12 protein-coding genes are annotated in these 14,016 nt (G+C 70.7%); 4 read left to right on the top strand and 8 right to left on the bottom strand.

The window, feature by feature from the left end:
• Positions 1-19: 19 nt before the first annotated feature.
• From ACFOWB_RS02600 to ACFOWB_RS02570, 7 genes are all read right to left on the bottom strand, one after another.
• The gene (locus tag ACFOWB_RS02600) at positions 20-1,675 is read right to left on the bottom strand and encodes a TackOD1 domain-containing metal-binding protein (protein WP_378145513.1); all 1,656 of its coding nucleotides are present in this window, start codon (positions 1,673-1,675) and stop codon (positions 20-22) included.
• A gap of 203 nt (positions 1,676-1,878) precedes the next feature.
• Positions 1,879-2,640, bottom strand: a complete 762-nt coding sequence (locus ACFOWB_RS02595; protein ID WP_261405763.1) for an ABC transporter ATP-binding protein — start codon at positions 2,638-2,640, stop codon at positions 1,879-1,881.
• Between the two features lie 4 nt (positions 2,641-2,644).
• On the bottom strand, positions 2,645-3,475 hold the full coding sequence (locus ACFOWB_RS02590; RefSeq protein WP_378145510.1) for an ABC transporter permease: 831 nt from the start codon (positions 3,473-3,475) through the stop codon (positions 2,645-2,647).
• A gap of 19 nt (positions 3,476-3,494) precedes the next feature.
• Positions 3,495-4,466 (bottom strand): aliphatic sulfonate ABC transporter substrate-binding protein, encoded by a 972-nt coding sequence (locus ACFOWB_RS02585; RefSeq protein ID WP_378145508.1) that lies wholly within the window; start codon positions 4,464-4,466, stop codon positions 3,495-3,497.
• Between the two features lie 464 nt (positions 4,467-4,930).
• On the bottom strand, positions 4,931-6,547 hold the full coding sequence (locus tag ACFOWB_RS02580; protein WP_378145506.1) for a DHA2 family efflux MFS transporter permease subunit: 1,617 nt from the start codon (positions 6,545-6,547) through the stop codon (positions 4,931-4,933).
• A complete protein-coding gene (locus tag ACFOWB_RS02575; protein WP_378145504.1) occupies positions 6,544-7,803 on the bottom strand; it encodes an HlyD family secretion protein in 1,260 nt (419 codons plus the stop codon). The genes ACFOWB_RS02580 and ACFOWB_RS02575 overlap by 4 nt, the downstream gene beginning before the upstream one ends.
• 182 nt (positions 7,804-7,985) lie before the next feature.
• Positions 7,986-8,444 (bottom strand): hypothetical protein, encoded by a 459-nt coding sequence (locus ACFOWB_RS02570; protein ID WP_261401454.1) that lies wholly within the window; start codon positions 8,442-8,444, stop codon positions 7,986-7,988.
• A 159-nt stretch (positions 8,445-8,603) separates the two neighbouring features.
• Here ACFOWB_RS02570 and ACFOWB_RS02565 point away from each other — a divergent pair, with 159 nt between their 5' ends.
• The 3 genes from ACFOWB_RS02565 to ACFOWB_RS02555 all read left to right on the top strand — a co-directional run bounded on the left by ACFOWB_RS02565 (position 8,604) and on the right by ACFOWB_RS02555 (position 11,638).
• On the top strand, positions 8,604-9,521 hold the full coding sequence (locus tag ACFOWB_RS02565; RefSeq protein WP_378145502.1) for a LysR family transcriptional regulator: 918 nt from the start codon (positions 8,604-8,606) through the stop codon (positions 9,519-9,521).
• A gap of 37 nt (positions 9,522-9,558) precedes the next feature.
• Positions 9,559-10,467 carry a LysR family transcriptional regulator gene (locus ACFOWB_RS02560; protein WP_261401457.1) on the top strand — a complete coding sequence of 303 codons (909 nt, stop codon included), beginning with the start codon at positions 9,559-9,561 and terminating at the stop codon, positions 10,465-10,467.
• Positions 10,468-10,576: 109 nt separating this feature from the next.
• Positions 10,577-11,638: an alpha/beta hydrolase gene (locus tag ACFOWB_RS02555; protein ID WP_261401458.1), complete on the top strand. Its 1,062-nt coding sequence runs from the start codon at positions 10,577-10,579 to the stop codon at positions 11,636-11,638.
• Between the two features lie 19 nt (positions 11,639-11,657).
• Here the strand turns inward: ACFOWB_RS02555 and ACFOWB_RS02550 are convergent, their stop codons facing one another.
• Entirely contained in the window at positions 11,658-12,149 is a 492-nt protein-coding gene (locus tag ACFOWB_RS02550) for a DUF6790 family protein (protein WP_261401459.1), read from the bottom strand.
• A gap of 280 nt (positions 12,150-12,429) precedes the next feature.
• Here ACFOWB_RS02550 and ACFOWB_RS02545 point away from each other — a divergent pair, with 280 nt between their 5' ends.
• Positions 12,430-13,539 (top strand): calcium:proton antiporter, encoded by a 1,110-nt coding sequence (locus tag ACFOWB_RS02545; protein ID WP_261401460.1) that lies wholly within the window; start codon positions 12,430-12,432, stop codon positions 13,537-13,539.
• Positions 13,540-14,016 lie beyond the last annotated feature (477 nt).

Here is a 14,016-nt window from a genome sequence, read left to right as displayed (position 1 = left end):
ACGCGACGCCTTCCCCGCCTCAGGCGGCTTCGAGGATCGAGATTCGCGGCCCGAGCGCGCTCGCCGGTCCCTTGGCGCAGCGGGCGACCAGCGCGGCCTCCACGGCGGCGAAGTCCTCCGGAGCGATGTCCGGCACGACCAGGTAGCTGACCTCGCCGCTCTCGAGCAGGCGCGCGTCCTCGCCGAGCGCGACCGCGAGGTTTTCGAGGAAGAGCCGCCGCAGCGTCTCGAACGCGTCCCAGCCCTGAGCCGCGATCACGCGCTCGGCGGTGCGGAACCGCAGCTCCGCAAGCACGGCGCTGCGACCGTTCTCGGCGAAGCGGACCGCGGCGGCGCGCGCCGCGCGGGGCGCAGCGGCGTCGGCGTCGCCGGACGTCAGCAGGCGCGTCCCGGCGGACGTCAGCGCATAGGCGTGGACGTCCTCGGTGGGCGTGGCGGCGGAGTCGGCGTGCGCGCCGCAGTCGAGGCACAGGAAGCCGATCGCCGCCTCGCCGTTCGCGGCCCCGCAGGCGCCGCAGCGCAGGGCCTCGCCGGCGCGTGAATAATCTTCGCCATAGCGCTTGAGCATCTGCTCGCACTTCGGGCAGGCGAACCAGCCGCCGGCGCGGAAGTCGTCCTCGTGCGCGACCGCGCCGCAGCGGTGGTGACGCAGGAGCTTCACGGCGCGCATGTCGGGCGAGCGGCAGCAGCCGCACTCCTCGCGCACGTTGAGGCGATGCGAGGCGCAGCCCTCGCAGACATGGAAGCGCTCGGCGAAATTCTTCGCCATCAGCCCGCGGGCGACGAGCCGCTCGGCGGTCTTGACCGCCGCCTCGCCAAGCCCGCCCTGGTAGACGAACAGCAGCCGCTCGGCGGGATCGGGCGTCGGCTCCAGCGCGCGTCCCGAGACGTGGAGCTGGGCCATGAGGCGCAGATCAGCCTCGGCCGAGCAGCGGGCCGCGACCGTCAGCGTCTCGGCGCGGGCGCAGAAGGCGCGCAGCGCGTCGGCGACGCCGCTCCAGGAGGCAGGATCGTTGGGGCGGAACGAGGCGTCGAGCTCGCGGGCGCGCGCGCCGGTGAGGTCGATGGCGGGAATGAGATGCGCCGCGCCCTGACGGCGCACGGCCGCGAGCGCGTCGACGCGCGCGGCGTCGAGCAGGAGCAGGGCCTCGGCCGAGCGCAGGTCGTCGACGAGCTCGAAATAGTCGCGCAGCGCGAGCGCCTGGGCGGGCGTGGCGGGCGGAACCGCGAAGGCGCGCGGGCGGTCGAACAGGCCGAGGCCGATCCAGGCCTGCCGGGCGGCGTCGACCGCGAGCTCGTGACCGGGATCGCGGATCAGCTCCTCGACGAGGGCGAGCAGCTTCTTCGGCTCGAAGGGTTTCGGCAGCAACGCGTCGAACACGGCCGCGACGTCGCCGCGGGCCTTGAGGCTCGCGGGATCGGCGGTGAGCGCGACGAGCTTCGGGCGCTCGCTCTCGATGAGCATCTGGCCCATCACGCGGGCCGAGGCGTAGCCGTCGATCTCGGGCAGGTGATAGTCGATGAGGGCGAGCGCGTAGCCGCCCTTGCAGAGCTTCTCGACGCCGCTGACGCCGTCGGTCGCGACGTCCACGTCAAAGCCCTTCGCGGCCAGGAGGCCCGCGACCACGTCGACGGTGACGCCGTCGTCCTCGACCAGAAGAATTCGACGCGACATCACGTGCCCCAAACAATCGCACGCGACGGTTCGGCCGAACCGGTTAACGAATGGTTAACGGCTTCGTGAGGGTTGTCCGGGGGCGGTCTAGGCCGTCTGGCCGGCTCCGCGGCCGGCGGAGCCGCCGAGCGTCTCGACCGTCTTCGTTTCGCGCTCCGACAGGCCCGCGCCGCGCTTCGCGGCCATGATGGCCTAGGCCGTCGTCATCCGGCGGCGGAAGCCTTGCGCGCGCCGTCGCGGATGGCGGCGTCGAGCGCGGCGGCGATCTTGCGCGCCTCGTCCTCGAGGCCCGGCGAGCGGCGCGTGCGGGGCCGCGGCTCCGAAATCCTGATCGAGGCGGAAAGCCGTCCCGGGCGCGCGGCGAGCACCGCCACCTCGTCGGCGAGATAGGCGGCCTCGTCGACGTCGTGGGTCACGAGCACCACGGTCAGCCCATAGGCCTGCCAGAGCTCGAGCAGATGGTCCTGCAGGTCGGCGCGGGTGATGGCGTCGAGGGCGGAGAACGGCTCGTCGAGCAGAAGCACCTTCGGGCGCGCCACGATGGCGCGGGCGAGCGCGACGCGCTGAGCCTGCCCGCCGGAGAGCTCGCGCGGCCAGGCGTCGGCGCGGTCGGATAGCCCGACGCGTTCGAGCGCCTGATGCACGAGGTCGTGGCGCTCGAAGGGCGGGCGGTCCGCGAGGCCGAAGCCGACATTGTCGCGCACGTTGAGCCAGGGAAACAGCCGTGGCTCCTGGAACACGAGGCCGATCTCCTCGCGCGGGGCGAGGACGCGCGCGCCGTCGAGCCAGATCTCGCCGGCGCTCGGGGCGTCGAGGCCGGCGACGAGGCGCAGCAGGGTGCTCTTGCCGCAGCCGGATCCGCCGACGATGGCGAGGATGCCGCCCCTTTCGACCGGCAGCGACACGCGGGAGAGGACGAGCGGCCCCCCGAAACTCTTGCTGACCTCATGGATCGACAGCGACATCGCGTCAGTCCTCCCGACGCTCGACGTCCTGCCAGCGCAGCAGCGGCGCGGTGGCGGCCACGATGAGCCCGTCGGTGATCTTGCCGACGAGCGCGAAGACGAGGATGCAGGCCACGATCTGGTCAGGCTTGCCGAGCTGCTGCCCGTCGACCAGCAGATAGCCGAGCCCCTCGGACGCGCCCATGAATTCGGCCGCGACCACGAACATCCAGCCGAGCCCGAGCCCTGCGCGCAGCGCGAGCACGTAGGAGGGCAGGATCGCGGGCAGCAGGATGCGGCGCACGAGCGCGAACCGCGACAGGCGGAAGATGCGGCCGACCTCGATGACCTTGCGGTCGACCGAGGCGATGGCGCCGAGCACGCCGAGATAGACGGGGAAGAACACCCCCACGGCGATGAGCGCGACCTTGGACGGTTCGAAGATGCCGAGCCACAGGATGAAGAGCGGGACCCAGGAGAGCGAGGGCACCGAGCGCAGCCCCTGCAGCGTCGGGTCGATCAGCCTGCGCGCGAGCGTCGAGGCCCCGGCGAGCGCGCCGAGGCCGGTGCCGGCCAAGACGCCGATGGCGAAGCCGATCGCGACCCGCCAGCCGGTGGTCCAGAGGTGCAGCGCAAGGTCGCCGCTCTTCCACAGCGCCACGAGCGTCTCGGCGATCCGGCTCGGCGGCGCGACGAGCCGCCCGTCCGAGACGCCGAGACGCACCAGCGCCTCCCAGAGCAGCGCCGCCCCGACGGGCAACGCGAGGCCGAGCAGCGCGTGAGAGGCCTTCAGGCCCTTCGGCCAGGCCGGGAGGCCGAGCCTTCGGCCGGCGGGCGAAAGGGCGAAGTCGCTCATCGGCTGTCGGCCTCCGGGCTCAGTTGACGAACTTGGCGTCGAAGCGGCGGTCGATCAGCTCGCCGGTCGCCTTGGCGGCGTCGGCGGTCGCCGGAAGCACGCCGGCGGCCGACAGCGCCTCGCCCGCGGCCGTCACCGCCGCGACGTCGTCGTCGCTGATCGGCGTGTAGGCGATCTTGGTCCGCTCGAGCTGGAGGGCGACGACGTCCTCGGGAAGCTTGGCGGCCTTGGCGAGCAGGGCGTTGAGCTCCTTGGGATTGGCGAGCGACCATTTGCGGGCCTGGTCGTAGGCCGCCAGAACCTTGTCGACGAGCGCCGGGTTCTCGGCCGCGAAGGCCTCGCGGACGTTGAGCGCCCCCCAGCTGTTGAGCGAGGGATCGCGGACGACGAGCTTGGCGCCGTCCTGCAGCTCGGCGGAGGCCATCATCGGGTCGAGGCCCATCCAGGCGTCGACGTCGCCGCGCTGGAGCGCGAGCCGCCCGTCGGCGTGCTGGAGCAGCACGAGCTTCACGTCCTTGTCGGAGAGCTTTTCGCGGGCGAGCGCGCGGATGAGGAAGATGTGCGGGTCGGTGCCGCGGGTGACCGCGACGCGCTTGCCCTTGAGATCGGCGACGCTCGCGATCCCGCTGTCGGGCTTGGTGACGAGCGCGGTCCATTCGGCGCGGGAATAGACGTAGATCGACTTGATCGGATTGCCGTTGATGCGCGCGATGAGCGCCGCGGCGGACGCCGAGGAGCCGAAGTCGAGCGAGCCGGCGTTGAGGAATTCGAGCGCCTTGTTAGAGCCGAGCGACTGCACCCAGCGCACCTTGATCCCGTCGGCCTCCAGCGCCTTCTCGAGGAAGCCGTTCTCCTTGAGCGCGATCGACACCGGGCTGTAGGTCGCCCAGTCGAGCCGGATCTCCGAGGGCTGCGCGCGCGCCGTGTCGAACAGGCCGAAGGCGAGAAGCGCCGCGGCCGCGAGAAGGCCGCGCCGGCTGAAGGCGGTCATTGGAGAACTCCGATCATGAGCCATGGCTCTGGCCAATGGGATCTGGGCTGCCGATCTGCGACGGCCGCGCCGATGCGGCGCCGCAGCGAGGCGCCTGTTGTCCACTGGAACGCCAGATTGAGTCAACTCATTCTATAAATTTGATATCATTAACTTGCGAGCGCCGGCCGGGGCGGCGCGGCGCCCGTCGACGGCTCCGGCGGACGGCGCCGGCTTTCGCAGTCGAGGCCCGACGTGATGAAGATCAAGGCGGCGGCGTTGGCGCTCGCGTCGCCGGCGATGCTGCCGGCGGTCGACGCGAGCGCGCAGGCGGGTGAGCGGCAGCGTTATCTGCGCGATCGTGCGCCGCGCCTCGCGGTGGCTTCCGGACATTCCGGCGAGCGTCCCGGACAAGCAGATCAGCCTGACGGCGCCGATCACCTTCCGGCCGAGCGGCGCCTGCGGTTTCGCCGACGGAGCGCGGCTCAGTGGGCCGCCGGCCGCGCGCCGCCGAGCGGCACGGACTTCAGGATCATCGCGAGCGGCGCGACGCTGATCGCCATCAAGGCGAGCGTCCAGAACACGTCGATATAGGCGAATTGCGCCGCCTGGGTCTGGACCTGGTCGGCGATCCAGCCCATGGCGCGGCTCTGCGCGGAGGCCGGGTCGCCGTGGGTCGAAAACAGCTCGGTCGCGCGCCGCAGCGCCTCCTGATAGGCCGGGTTCGACGGGTCGGCGTGCTCCACGAGCCGCGACTGGTGGAACTGCTCGCGATGCGCCAGCGTGTTCTGCGCCACGCACACCCCGATCGAGCCGCCGACGTTGCGCGCCATGTTGATGAGCGCCGAGGCCTGGTCGGTCTGGTCGGGGCGGATGCCGTAGTAGGACGCCGCCGTCACCGACAGGAACACGAAGGGCAGCCCGGCGCCGACGAAGATGCGCGACACCACGAAGTACCAGTAGGTCGTGTCGTTGTAGAGATAGGTCAGGCTGTACATGCCGTAGGCGATCGCCACGCCGCCGGCCGCGATCATCCATTTGGGCTGGACCTTCGAGGACACGCGGCCGGCCGTGATCATCGCCATCACGGTCACGACGCCGCCGGGCGCGAGCACGAGGCCCGCGAGCGTCGCCGTATAGCCGTACTGCTCCTGGACGATCTGCGGGATGAACTGGGTGGTGGCGATCAGGATCGCGCCGGTCGCGAGCATCACCACGAAGCAGGAGGCGAACTGGCGGGTCGCGAGCAGGCGGAAGTCGACCGCCGGGTTCTTGGCCCTCAGGCACCACGGGATCATGGCGACGAAGGCGACGGCGCCGATCGCCGTGAACGCGATGATGAAGCGCGAGTCGAACCAGTCGTCCCGGAGGCCTTCGTCGAGCACCACCTCGAGCGCGCCGAGGAAGGTCGCGACCAGCAGGAAGCCGACCACGTCGAAGCGCACGCCTTCGGACTTGAGGCGCTTGCGCTCCGCGACCGCGGCCTTCGAATCTTCCAGCAGCCACCACATCAGGCCGAGCGCGATCACGCCCACCGGGCCGTTGATGAGAAAGCACCAGTGCCAGGAGACGTTGTCGGAGAGCCAGCCGCCGAGCGTCGGGCCGACCACCGGCGCCACCACCACGGCGATGCCATAGAGCGCGAAGGCCTGCCCGCGCTTGGCGGGCGGGAAGGCGTCGGCGAGGATCGACTGGGCGAGCGGCGCCATGCCGCCGCCGCCGAGCCCCTGAAGCACGCGGAACAGCAGCAGGGATTCGAGGCTCCAGGCGAAGCCGCAGGCGATCGACGAGACGGTGAACAGCGACACGCTCGCCATGAAGAAGGCCTTTCGGCCATAGCGTTTGGCGAGGAAGCTCGAGCCGGTGAGCGAGATCGCGTTCGCCACCAGATAGCTGGTGACGACCCAGGAGGCCTCGTCGGGCCCGACCGCCAGACCGCCGGAGATGTAGCGAAGCGCGACGTTGGCGATGGTGGTGTCGAGCACCTCCATGAAGGTCGCGAGCGCCACCACGCCCGCGATCGCCCACGAGGCGAGCCCGACCGTCGCGTCCTTCGCGGCTTCGGGCTCGCGGCCGCCGTCGGCGGCTGCGACGTCGCTCACCTCACCCTCACCGCCGGCACGATGGAGAGGCCGGGTCCGATCGCGACGTCCCTGGGCCAGTCGTCGACGACGATCTTGACCGGGATGCGCTGCGTCACCTTCACGTAGTTGCCGGTGGCGTTCTCGGCCGGCAGCAGGCTGAAGGCGGTGCCCGAGCCCGGCTGCACGCTGTCGACATGACCGGTGACCTTGCGGCCCGGATAGGCGTCGATCTCGACGTCGACCTTCTGGCCGGGCCGCATGTCGGCGACCTGCGTCTCCTTGAAGTTCGCCGTCACCCAGATCTCGTCGGGCACGAACATCGAAAGGCTCTGGCCGGCCTGCGCGTACTGGCCCTTCGCGCCGGTGAGCCGCACGAGGCGGCCGGACTGGGCCGCGGCCACGTGGGTGTAGTCGAGATTGAGCTTGGCCTGGTCGCGCTGGGCCCGGGCGCGGGCGAGATCGGCGACCGCGCTCTCGCGGCTCGCCTGCAGCGTCTTGATCTGGCTCGTGGCCGCCGCGAGGCTGGACTTCGCCTGGTCGGCCGCCGCCTGGCGCTGCTGCAGCGTCGAGGTGGTGGACTGCTGGTTCTGGACCGTGCCGTAGCCCTTCTTGGCGAGGTCGGAATAGCGGTCTGCGTCCTGCTGGGCGAACTTCAGCGCCGCTTCGGCCTGCTCGACCGAGGACTGCGCGCCCTGGACCTGCGCCTTCTGCGCCTCGATCTGGGCGTCGTAGTTCTGGATCGCGGCCTGCGCCGACTGCACCTGCGCCTCGGCCTGCTCCAGCGCGATCTGGTAGTCGCGCCGGTCGATGTCGAACAGCGTCTGGCCGGCCTCGACATGCTGGTTGTCGGTCACCGGCGCGCCGACGACGTAGCCCGCGACCTTGGGCGCGATCGAGAACGAACGCGCGTCCACGAAGGCGTCGTCGGTGGTCTCGTACGGCGCCACATAGTGCGCGTAGTAGAGCGCGCCGCCGGCCGCGACCACGGCGATCGCGAATGCGGCCGCGGAGCCCAGCAGGATCTTGCGGCCGCGCGAGAGGCCGCCGGTCTTGCCGGTCCGCGAGCCGTCGCTCCGCTCGGGAGCCTCGCCGCCGTCGTCGCTCCGGCGCGGGTCGGCGTCGGGACTTTTCTTGTCCTTTGGCGGAGGCGAGGCCTCGGCCCGGGTCTCGTCGCCTGGGCGCTCCACGTCGAAGATCTTGTGGAGGTCCTTGCCTCCTTTACGGAGGTCCTTGCCTTGGCGGTCGTCGATGCGCGTCTCGAGGTCGCTGTCCATGGCGATGCTCCTCCTTCGCGTGATCCCATCCCCGCTCGAACGTCATGCCCCGACGAAATCAGCGAGCCGTCATCTGCTGCGTCGCACGCCGGCCTGTAGGCGCCGGGCTCGTGAAGCACCTTTGCGCTGAGCGCACGAACCGAACGCCCGCGAGCGCGTTGTCTCCCGCTTCGCCCGAGGGCTTAGGGCTGCGCCGCCGCGTCCCTCGCCGCCTCCATCAGCGTGAGCCGCCGCGCGGCCTCCGCGCGGTCCGACGCCGCAGAGCTGCGCGCCGCCTTCGAGGTCGCGGCGCCGAAATCGCGCTCGGCGCGAGCGAGACGAAGCTGCGGCGTCTCGGGCGAGTCCGGCGCGACGACTTCGAACATCCCGCCGAGCGCGTCGGCCGCGACCTCGATCGGCTTCAGCACCGTGGCCCAGACGGCGAAGACGGCGGCGAGGGCCGCCACGATGACGACGGCCGGACCGGCCAGGCGCCGCAGCAGGTCGCTTTCGCCCTGCCTCTCGACCGAAGGCGCGGGCGCCTGCGCGTGCCGGCAGGCGCGCCGGACCGCCTCGCAGGGACGTCCGCGCGGGGAGGGGCGGAAGACCGCCGGGGCGTTGCGCGTCTTGGGACAGGGACTGAGGACCTGAAGCAGGGCCATGGTCGGCTCCCTTCGTTTCGGTCGGCCGCGCCGCGGGGCGGGACCTTTCGTTTCCTTGAACCTCACTTGGGCTTCGGCCGCGCCAGGGAGTAGGCGCGCGGCTCGACAAGCAGCTTTGCGCCATGCGTAATGCTGGCGAACCCATACGAGGCCGCGCCCGTGACCGACGAGGTGAGCGACATCCGTCTGTTCGCGGCGATCGTGGCGGCCGGAAACCTGTCGGCGGCGGCGCGCCAGCTCGAGACCTCGCCCGCCGCGATGAGCCGGCGGCTCGGCGCGCTCGAAAGCCGCCTCGGCATCCGCCTGGTGACGCGCACCACGCGCCGGTTCGAGCTGACCGAGGAGGGCGCGCTCTTCCACGAGCGCTGCCTCAGCATCATCGACGACATCGAGGACGCCGAGGCCGAGGTCGTTCAGGGCCTCGACAGTCCGGGCGGACATCTGCGCGTGACGGCGCCGCTGCACTGGGGCCGCAACGTGCTGAGCGAGGTCGTCGCGGCCTTCAGCGAGCGCTATCCGAACATCGAGATCCAGCTGGTGCTCGCCGACGCGATCTTCGATCCGGTGCGCGACGGCGTCGACGTCGTGCTCGGCGTGCTGCCGCCGACCGGCGCCGACATGGTGGTGACGCGCGCCCTGCGCAGCCGCCGCCTGGTGATCGCCTCGCCGGACTACATCGCGCGCCACGGCGAGCCGAAGGTTCCCGACGACCTCCTCGCCCACGACTGCATCCGGCTCTTCATCGACGGCAAGCCGTTCGACCACTGGAGCTTTCGCGAGAACGGCAGGATCCGCACGATCCATGTGAAGGGCCGGCTGACCACGACGAGCACCGAGGTGATGCAGGACTGGGTGCTGGCCGGGCGCGGCGTCGGGCTGAAAGCCGAGTGGGACATCGAGAGGGACATCGCCGAGGGCCGGCTGGTCGCCTGCCTTCCGGACTACTGGTGCGACGAGATTTCGCTCTACATCTGCTACGCGAACCGCAGGCATCTCCCCCCGCGCATCCGCGTTTTCCTCGATTTCCTGCGCGCAACCATCGCCAGGGCGAGCGGCGCGAAGAACGGCGACGCCTGAAGCAAGACTGGAACACGCCCGGAGACCGACCCTGGCCATGCCGATTGACGACGGCCCGCTGATCGAGCGCGACCAGATCCGCACGCTGCTCGCGATCGCCGAGGCGAACAGCTTCAGCGCGGCCGCCGCGGCGCTCGGCGTGCGCCAGCCGGCGGTCAGCCAGCAGATCCGGCGGCTCGAGGCGAGGATCGGGCGTCCGGTGTTCCGGCGGTCCTCGCGCGGCGTCGCGCTCACGCCCGAGGGCGAGGCGATCATGATCTACGTCCGCGCGATGGTGTCGCTGACCGAGGATCTCCGCCGCCATCTGCGCGGCGGCGCGCGGACGGAGATCATCCGGATCGCGCTCACCGAGGACTTCAGCCGGACGGCGCTGCCCACGGTGCTGTGGCTGTTCGCGCAAGAACATCCGGAGGTGGAGCTGCGGATCTCCTGCGTCGGGTTCGACCGCAGCGTCTCCGATTTCAGGGAGGGGCGGGTCGACGCCTGCGTGCTGGTGGCCGATCCGCGCATTCCCGAGGCGGAGCCGTTGTGGTCGGCGAAGCTCGTCTGGTTCGGGCGCCGCGGCCTTTCTCTGCCGGTCGCCGATCCGGTGCCGCTGATCGTCCCGCCGGCGGATGCCGGCGTCTCGGGCCCCGGCTTCCTGCGCAACGTCGCGATCGAGACGCTGGCGGCGGCCGGCAGGAGCTGGCGGATCGCGGTCGAGACCTTCAGCCTCGCCACCGCGGAGAGCGCCTTGCAGGCCGGTCTCGGCGTGCTGCCGCTGCCCCAGGCGCTGAAGCTCGCCCCCGGAGTGGCCGAACTCGCGGCGGGGCACGGCCTGCCCGAGCCCGCCGACCGGCGCTTCGTCATCATGACCCGCGACGACGCGCCGGGGTCCGTGACGGCCTTCTGCGCGCTCATACGCGCCGCGGCCGCCATGAGCTTCGAGGTCGACGCCCGGACCTGACGGGCGGGCCGAAACTTCTTCAACGGTCGATCGGCTGTGCCATGATGGCGCCGGCGCGCGGGGTCGCGGCCCGAACGGCGGTGAGTTGGGGGATCGTATGCCGGGGGGCGTGCGCGGACGTCTGATCGCAGGATGGATCGCGGCGCTCGCGGCCGCAGCCGTGCTCGCCGGCGCGCGGCTCGTTCCGGTGCTCGTCGCCACCACCCGCAAGCCGGACCCTGTCTCGCCGATCTCGTTCGGCGCCGACCGGTCCCACGAGCTCGCCTTCGCCCGCTACGTCGTCTCGGTTCCGCCCGGCCACAAGCCGGGGGACGTGGAGAGCGCCGGCGGAGACGCGCGCGCGGACGCCGCGAAGAGCTTCGCGGTGGTGGAGGCGCGCCGGATCGACGAGGCGACCTTCTTCAGGGAGGCGGCGGCGGCCTCGCGCGGCTCGCGGACGGGCGCCACGGGCGTCTTCGTCCACGGCTACAACTACACCTTCGAGGAGTCGCTCTTCCGTCGCGCGCAGCTCTCCGCCGACTCCCATGTGGCGGGAGCCGCGGTGCTGTTCGCCTGGCCCTCGGCCGCCTCGCCGACCGGCTATGTGGCCGACCGGGACGCCTCGACCATGTCGCGCGACGGCCTCGCGCGCGTGCTCGACGGCCTTGCGGCCGAACGGACGGGCCGCGTCATCGTGTTCAGCCACAGCATGGGGTCGAACCTCGTGATGGAGTCGCTGCGCACCTTGAGGCTTTCGGGTCGCGGCCGGACGCTCGACCGGCTCGACCAGGTGGTGATGGCGGCCCCCGACATCGACGTCGACCTGTTCGTCGAGCAGCTCGAGGCGGTCGGCCGGCTTAAGAAGCCGCTCGTGGTCATGACCTCGAAAGACGACGGCGCGCTGTCGCTGTCGAGCGCGCTCGCGGGCGAGCGGCGGCGCGTCGGAAACGCCGACGTCGACGATCCGAGGGTGCAGGCGGGCGCGCGAAAATACGACGTCAGCGTGATCGACATCTCCGAGGCTCCCAACGCCGGCGGGCTGGGCCACGACCGCTACGCCGCGATGGCGGCTGTCTATCCCAAGCTGAGGGCGCAGCTCGGCGCGCGCTCGAGCCTCGCCTCGAAGGCCGGGACCTTCCTGTTCGACATGACCCAGGCCTCGATCTCGCCGGCGACGCCTGCGCGGCGGTGAGGCCTTCGGGTCGAAACCGTCAGGCCGCCGAGGGCCGCGTCCTGACCGCAAGCAGCAGCCCGACGAGCAGGATCGCCCGCAAGGCGGTCAGCGCGAGCAGCAGGCCGAAATTGTCCGGCGCGAAGTCGTCATGCGTGACCGCCTCCCGGATATGGCCGACGATGACGCCGACATAAAAGACGATGGCGTAGAGCGCGACCGCGCTCTTGAACGGCGGGCTCCGCCAGAAGGACGCGATCGCCACGACCCCGAGCGCGATGTCTGCCACCCCGATCTCGTACTGGAATGGGCTCGCGCCCCAGCCGATCGCCGCGCGCGCGACCTCGGGAAAGAACACGTGGAACACGCCCGCCCAGAGCGAGTCGATGCCGACCGCGAGCAGCAGCAGCCAGGCGAGCAGGCGCTCGGCCGTCGAGCCCGGCCCGCGCCGCGCGAGCGCGAGGACGATGGCGGCGACGAACATCAGGAGCGGGACGTTCGAGAGGGCCAGGCGTATCGCGTCTGCGATCATCGCGAGTGATCCGGGTTCGGGACCTGTCTGGAGCAGGGATCGGCATCCTGCCGCGGCGCGCGACGGGCGGCCAGAGCGTTTCTCCCGTATTCCCCGGTCGAGGGCCCAGGATCCGCGATTTTCAGCCTGTCGCGCGCGGCCGAAGCGGCGCGAATGCAACTTGACGTCGCGGCGATGCGCGCTGGTGACCGGGGCGTAACGTTTCGGTGTTCTCTTCACGGTCGCAGGCGCCCGTGAAGCGCCTTCGAGTTCTCCGGAAAAAGCCAGTCCAGGATCGCCGATGACCACCCGCGCGCAGTCGGCCATGTTCTACGGGGCGCCGGTCGCCGCCTTGCTCGTCGGCGCGGCGCTGGCGATCTTCGACCTCCATGACGCGGTCCATTCGCTGCCGCTGACGATCCTGGTCTACGTCTTCGCCGCCGGGATGCTGTTCTTCACGGTGTTCCTGGTGCTGCACCACGCCGAAAGCGTCGCGCACCGGATCGGCGAGCCTTACGGCACGCTGCTGCTGACGGTCGCGGTCACAAGCATCGAGGTCTCGATCATCGTCTCGCTGATGCTGCAGGGGAAGAACAACCCCACGCTTGCCCGCGAGTCGGTGTTCTCGACGGTGATGATCGTGACGAGCGGTCTCGTCGGCGCCTGTCTCGTGCTCGGCAGCTGGCGGCACCGCCATCAGGAGTTCAAGCGCCAGGGCACCAGCGCACTGCTGTCGGTGCTGGCGGCGCTCAGCATTCTTACGCTCGTGCTGCCGAACTACACGCTGACGACCGCGCCCGGCACTTTCTCGGCCGCCCAGCTCGGCTTCGTCAGCGTGCTCGCGGTTCTGCTCTACGCCGGTTTCGTGTTCGCGCAGACGATCGGCCACCGCGACGACTTCGTCGAGGATCTGGTGGCCCGGCCGGAGCACGCCCACCATCCGGCCAGGCAGACCAACATCGTCGTCAGCCTCGTGATGCTGTTCGCCGGCCTGATCGGCGTCGTGCTGCTCGCCGAACACGTCGCCTCGGGCGTCGAGCACGGGCTCGTCGCGCTCCAGGTCGGCCAGGTGGACGCGATCATCGGCGCGCTGATCGCAGCCCTGGTGCTGCTTCCCGAGGGCGTCTCGGCCATCCGCGCGGCGTGGCGCAACGAGCTTCAGCGCAGCATCAACATCGCCCTGGGGTCGGCCTGCGCCACCATCGGCCTGACGATCCCGACGGTCGCGGTGGTGAGCATGATCGCCGGCCGCGAACTGACGCTCGGGCTCGGGCAGGGCGACTCCGTGCTGTTGTTCCTGACGCTCGCGGTCAGCGTCATCAGCTTCGGCACCGGGCGCACGATCGTGCTGACCGGCCTCGTCCATCTCGTCGTGTTCGTGGCCTATCTCATGCTGATCGTCGTGCCGTGAGGGCCGTGGGAGACGGCGGCCGCCCGGCCTTCGCCCGATCCCGCGCGCCTGCGCGGTCTCGCCTTGCGGCCGTCCTCGCCGTCGCGCTCGGCGTTCTGTCGCTCTCCGCCTGCGCGAGCGCGCCGCGGGCGCCCGCGCCTGTCGCGCCGGACGAATGCCAAGTCGAGCCGCAGCCGCTCTCCTGCGCCGGACGGCCGGATGAGAGCGCTGCGCCGGCTCGGTAGCCGCCGGCGCCGTTCCCTCGGGTCAGTATAATCTCAAAAACTTATTATTCACGTCTAATAGACCTTTCGTTGAATCTGAAGAATAATAAGAAATAAATCAGTAGACCTCTTATTTCGACATCCTCATAGTCGCGCCGTCGCGAGAAGTTCCATCGCGGTTTGAAAAATAATAAGCAAATCGGAGGTCGCCGGTGAACCGGTTCAAGACGATCAGCCTGGGATTGGCGTTTGGCGCGAGCGCCGCCGCAGCGGC

The organism is Chenggangzhangella methanolivorans (assembly GCF_042648545.1).
Taxonomy (GTDB): domain Bacteria; phylum Pseudomonadota; class Alphaproteobacteria; order Rhizobiales; family Methylopilaceae; genus Methylopila; species Methylopila methanolivorans.
This window is presented reverse-complemented; position numbering and strand designations above follow the sequence as displayed.

Bases quoted from the DNA above. Each gene is read 5' to 3' on its own strand.
- ACFOWB_RS02570 (WP_261401454.1), bottom strand. From the start codon at position 8,444: ATGGCCCTGCTTCAGGTCCTCAGTCCCTGTCCCAAGACGCGCAACGCC.
- ACFOWB_RS02550 (WP_261401459.1), bottom strand. From the start codon at position 12,149: ATGATCGCAGACGCGATACGCCTGGCCCTCTCGAACGTCCCGCTCCTG.
- ACFOWB_RS02575 (WP_378145504.1), bottom strand. From the start codon at position 7,803: ATGGACAGCGACCTCGAGACGCGCATCGACGACCGCCAAGGCAAGGAC.
- ACFOWB_RS02590 (WP_378145510.1), bottom strand. From the start codon at position 3,475: ATGAGCGACTTCGCCCTTTCGCCCGCCGGCCGAAGGCTCGGCCTCCCG.
- ACFOWB_RS02595 (WP_261405763.1), bottom strand. From the start codon at position 2,640: ATGTCGCTGTCGATCCATGAGGTCAGCAAGAGTTTCGGGGGGCCGCTC.
- ACFOWB_RS02545 (WP_261401460.1), top strand. From the start codon at position 12,430: ATGACCACCCGCGCGCAGTCGGCCATGTTCTACGGGGCGCCGGTCGCC.
- ACFOWB_RS02560 (WP_261401457.1), top strand. From the start codon at position 9,559: ATGCCGATTGACGACGGCCCGCTGATCGAGCGCGACCAGATCCGCACG.
- ACFOWB_RS02585 (WP_378145508.1), bottom strand. From the start codon at position 4,466: ATGACCGCCTTCAGCCGGCGCGGCCTTCTCGCGGCCGCGGCGCTTCTC.
- ACFOWB_RS02600 (WP_378145513.1), bottom strand. From the start codon at position 1,675: ATGTCGCGTCGAATTCTTCTGGTCGAGGACGACGGCGTCACCGTCGAC.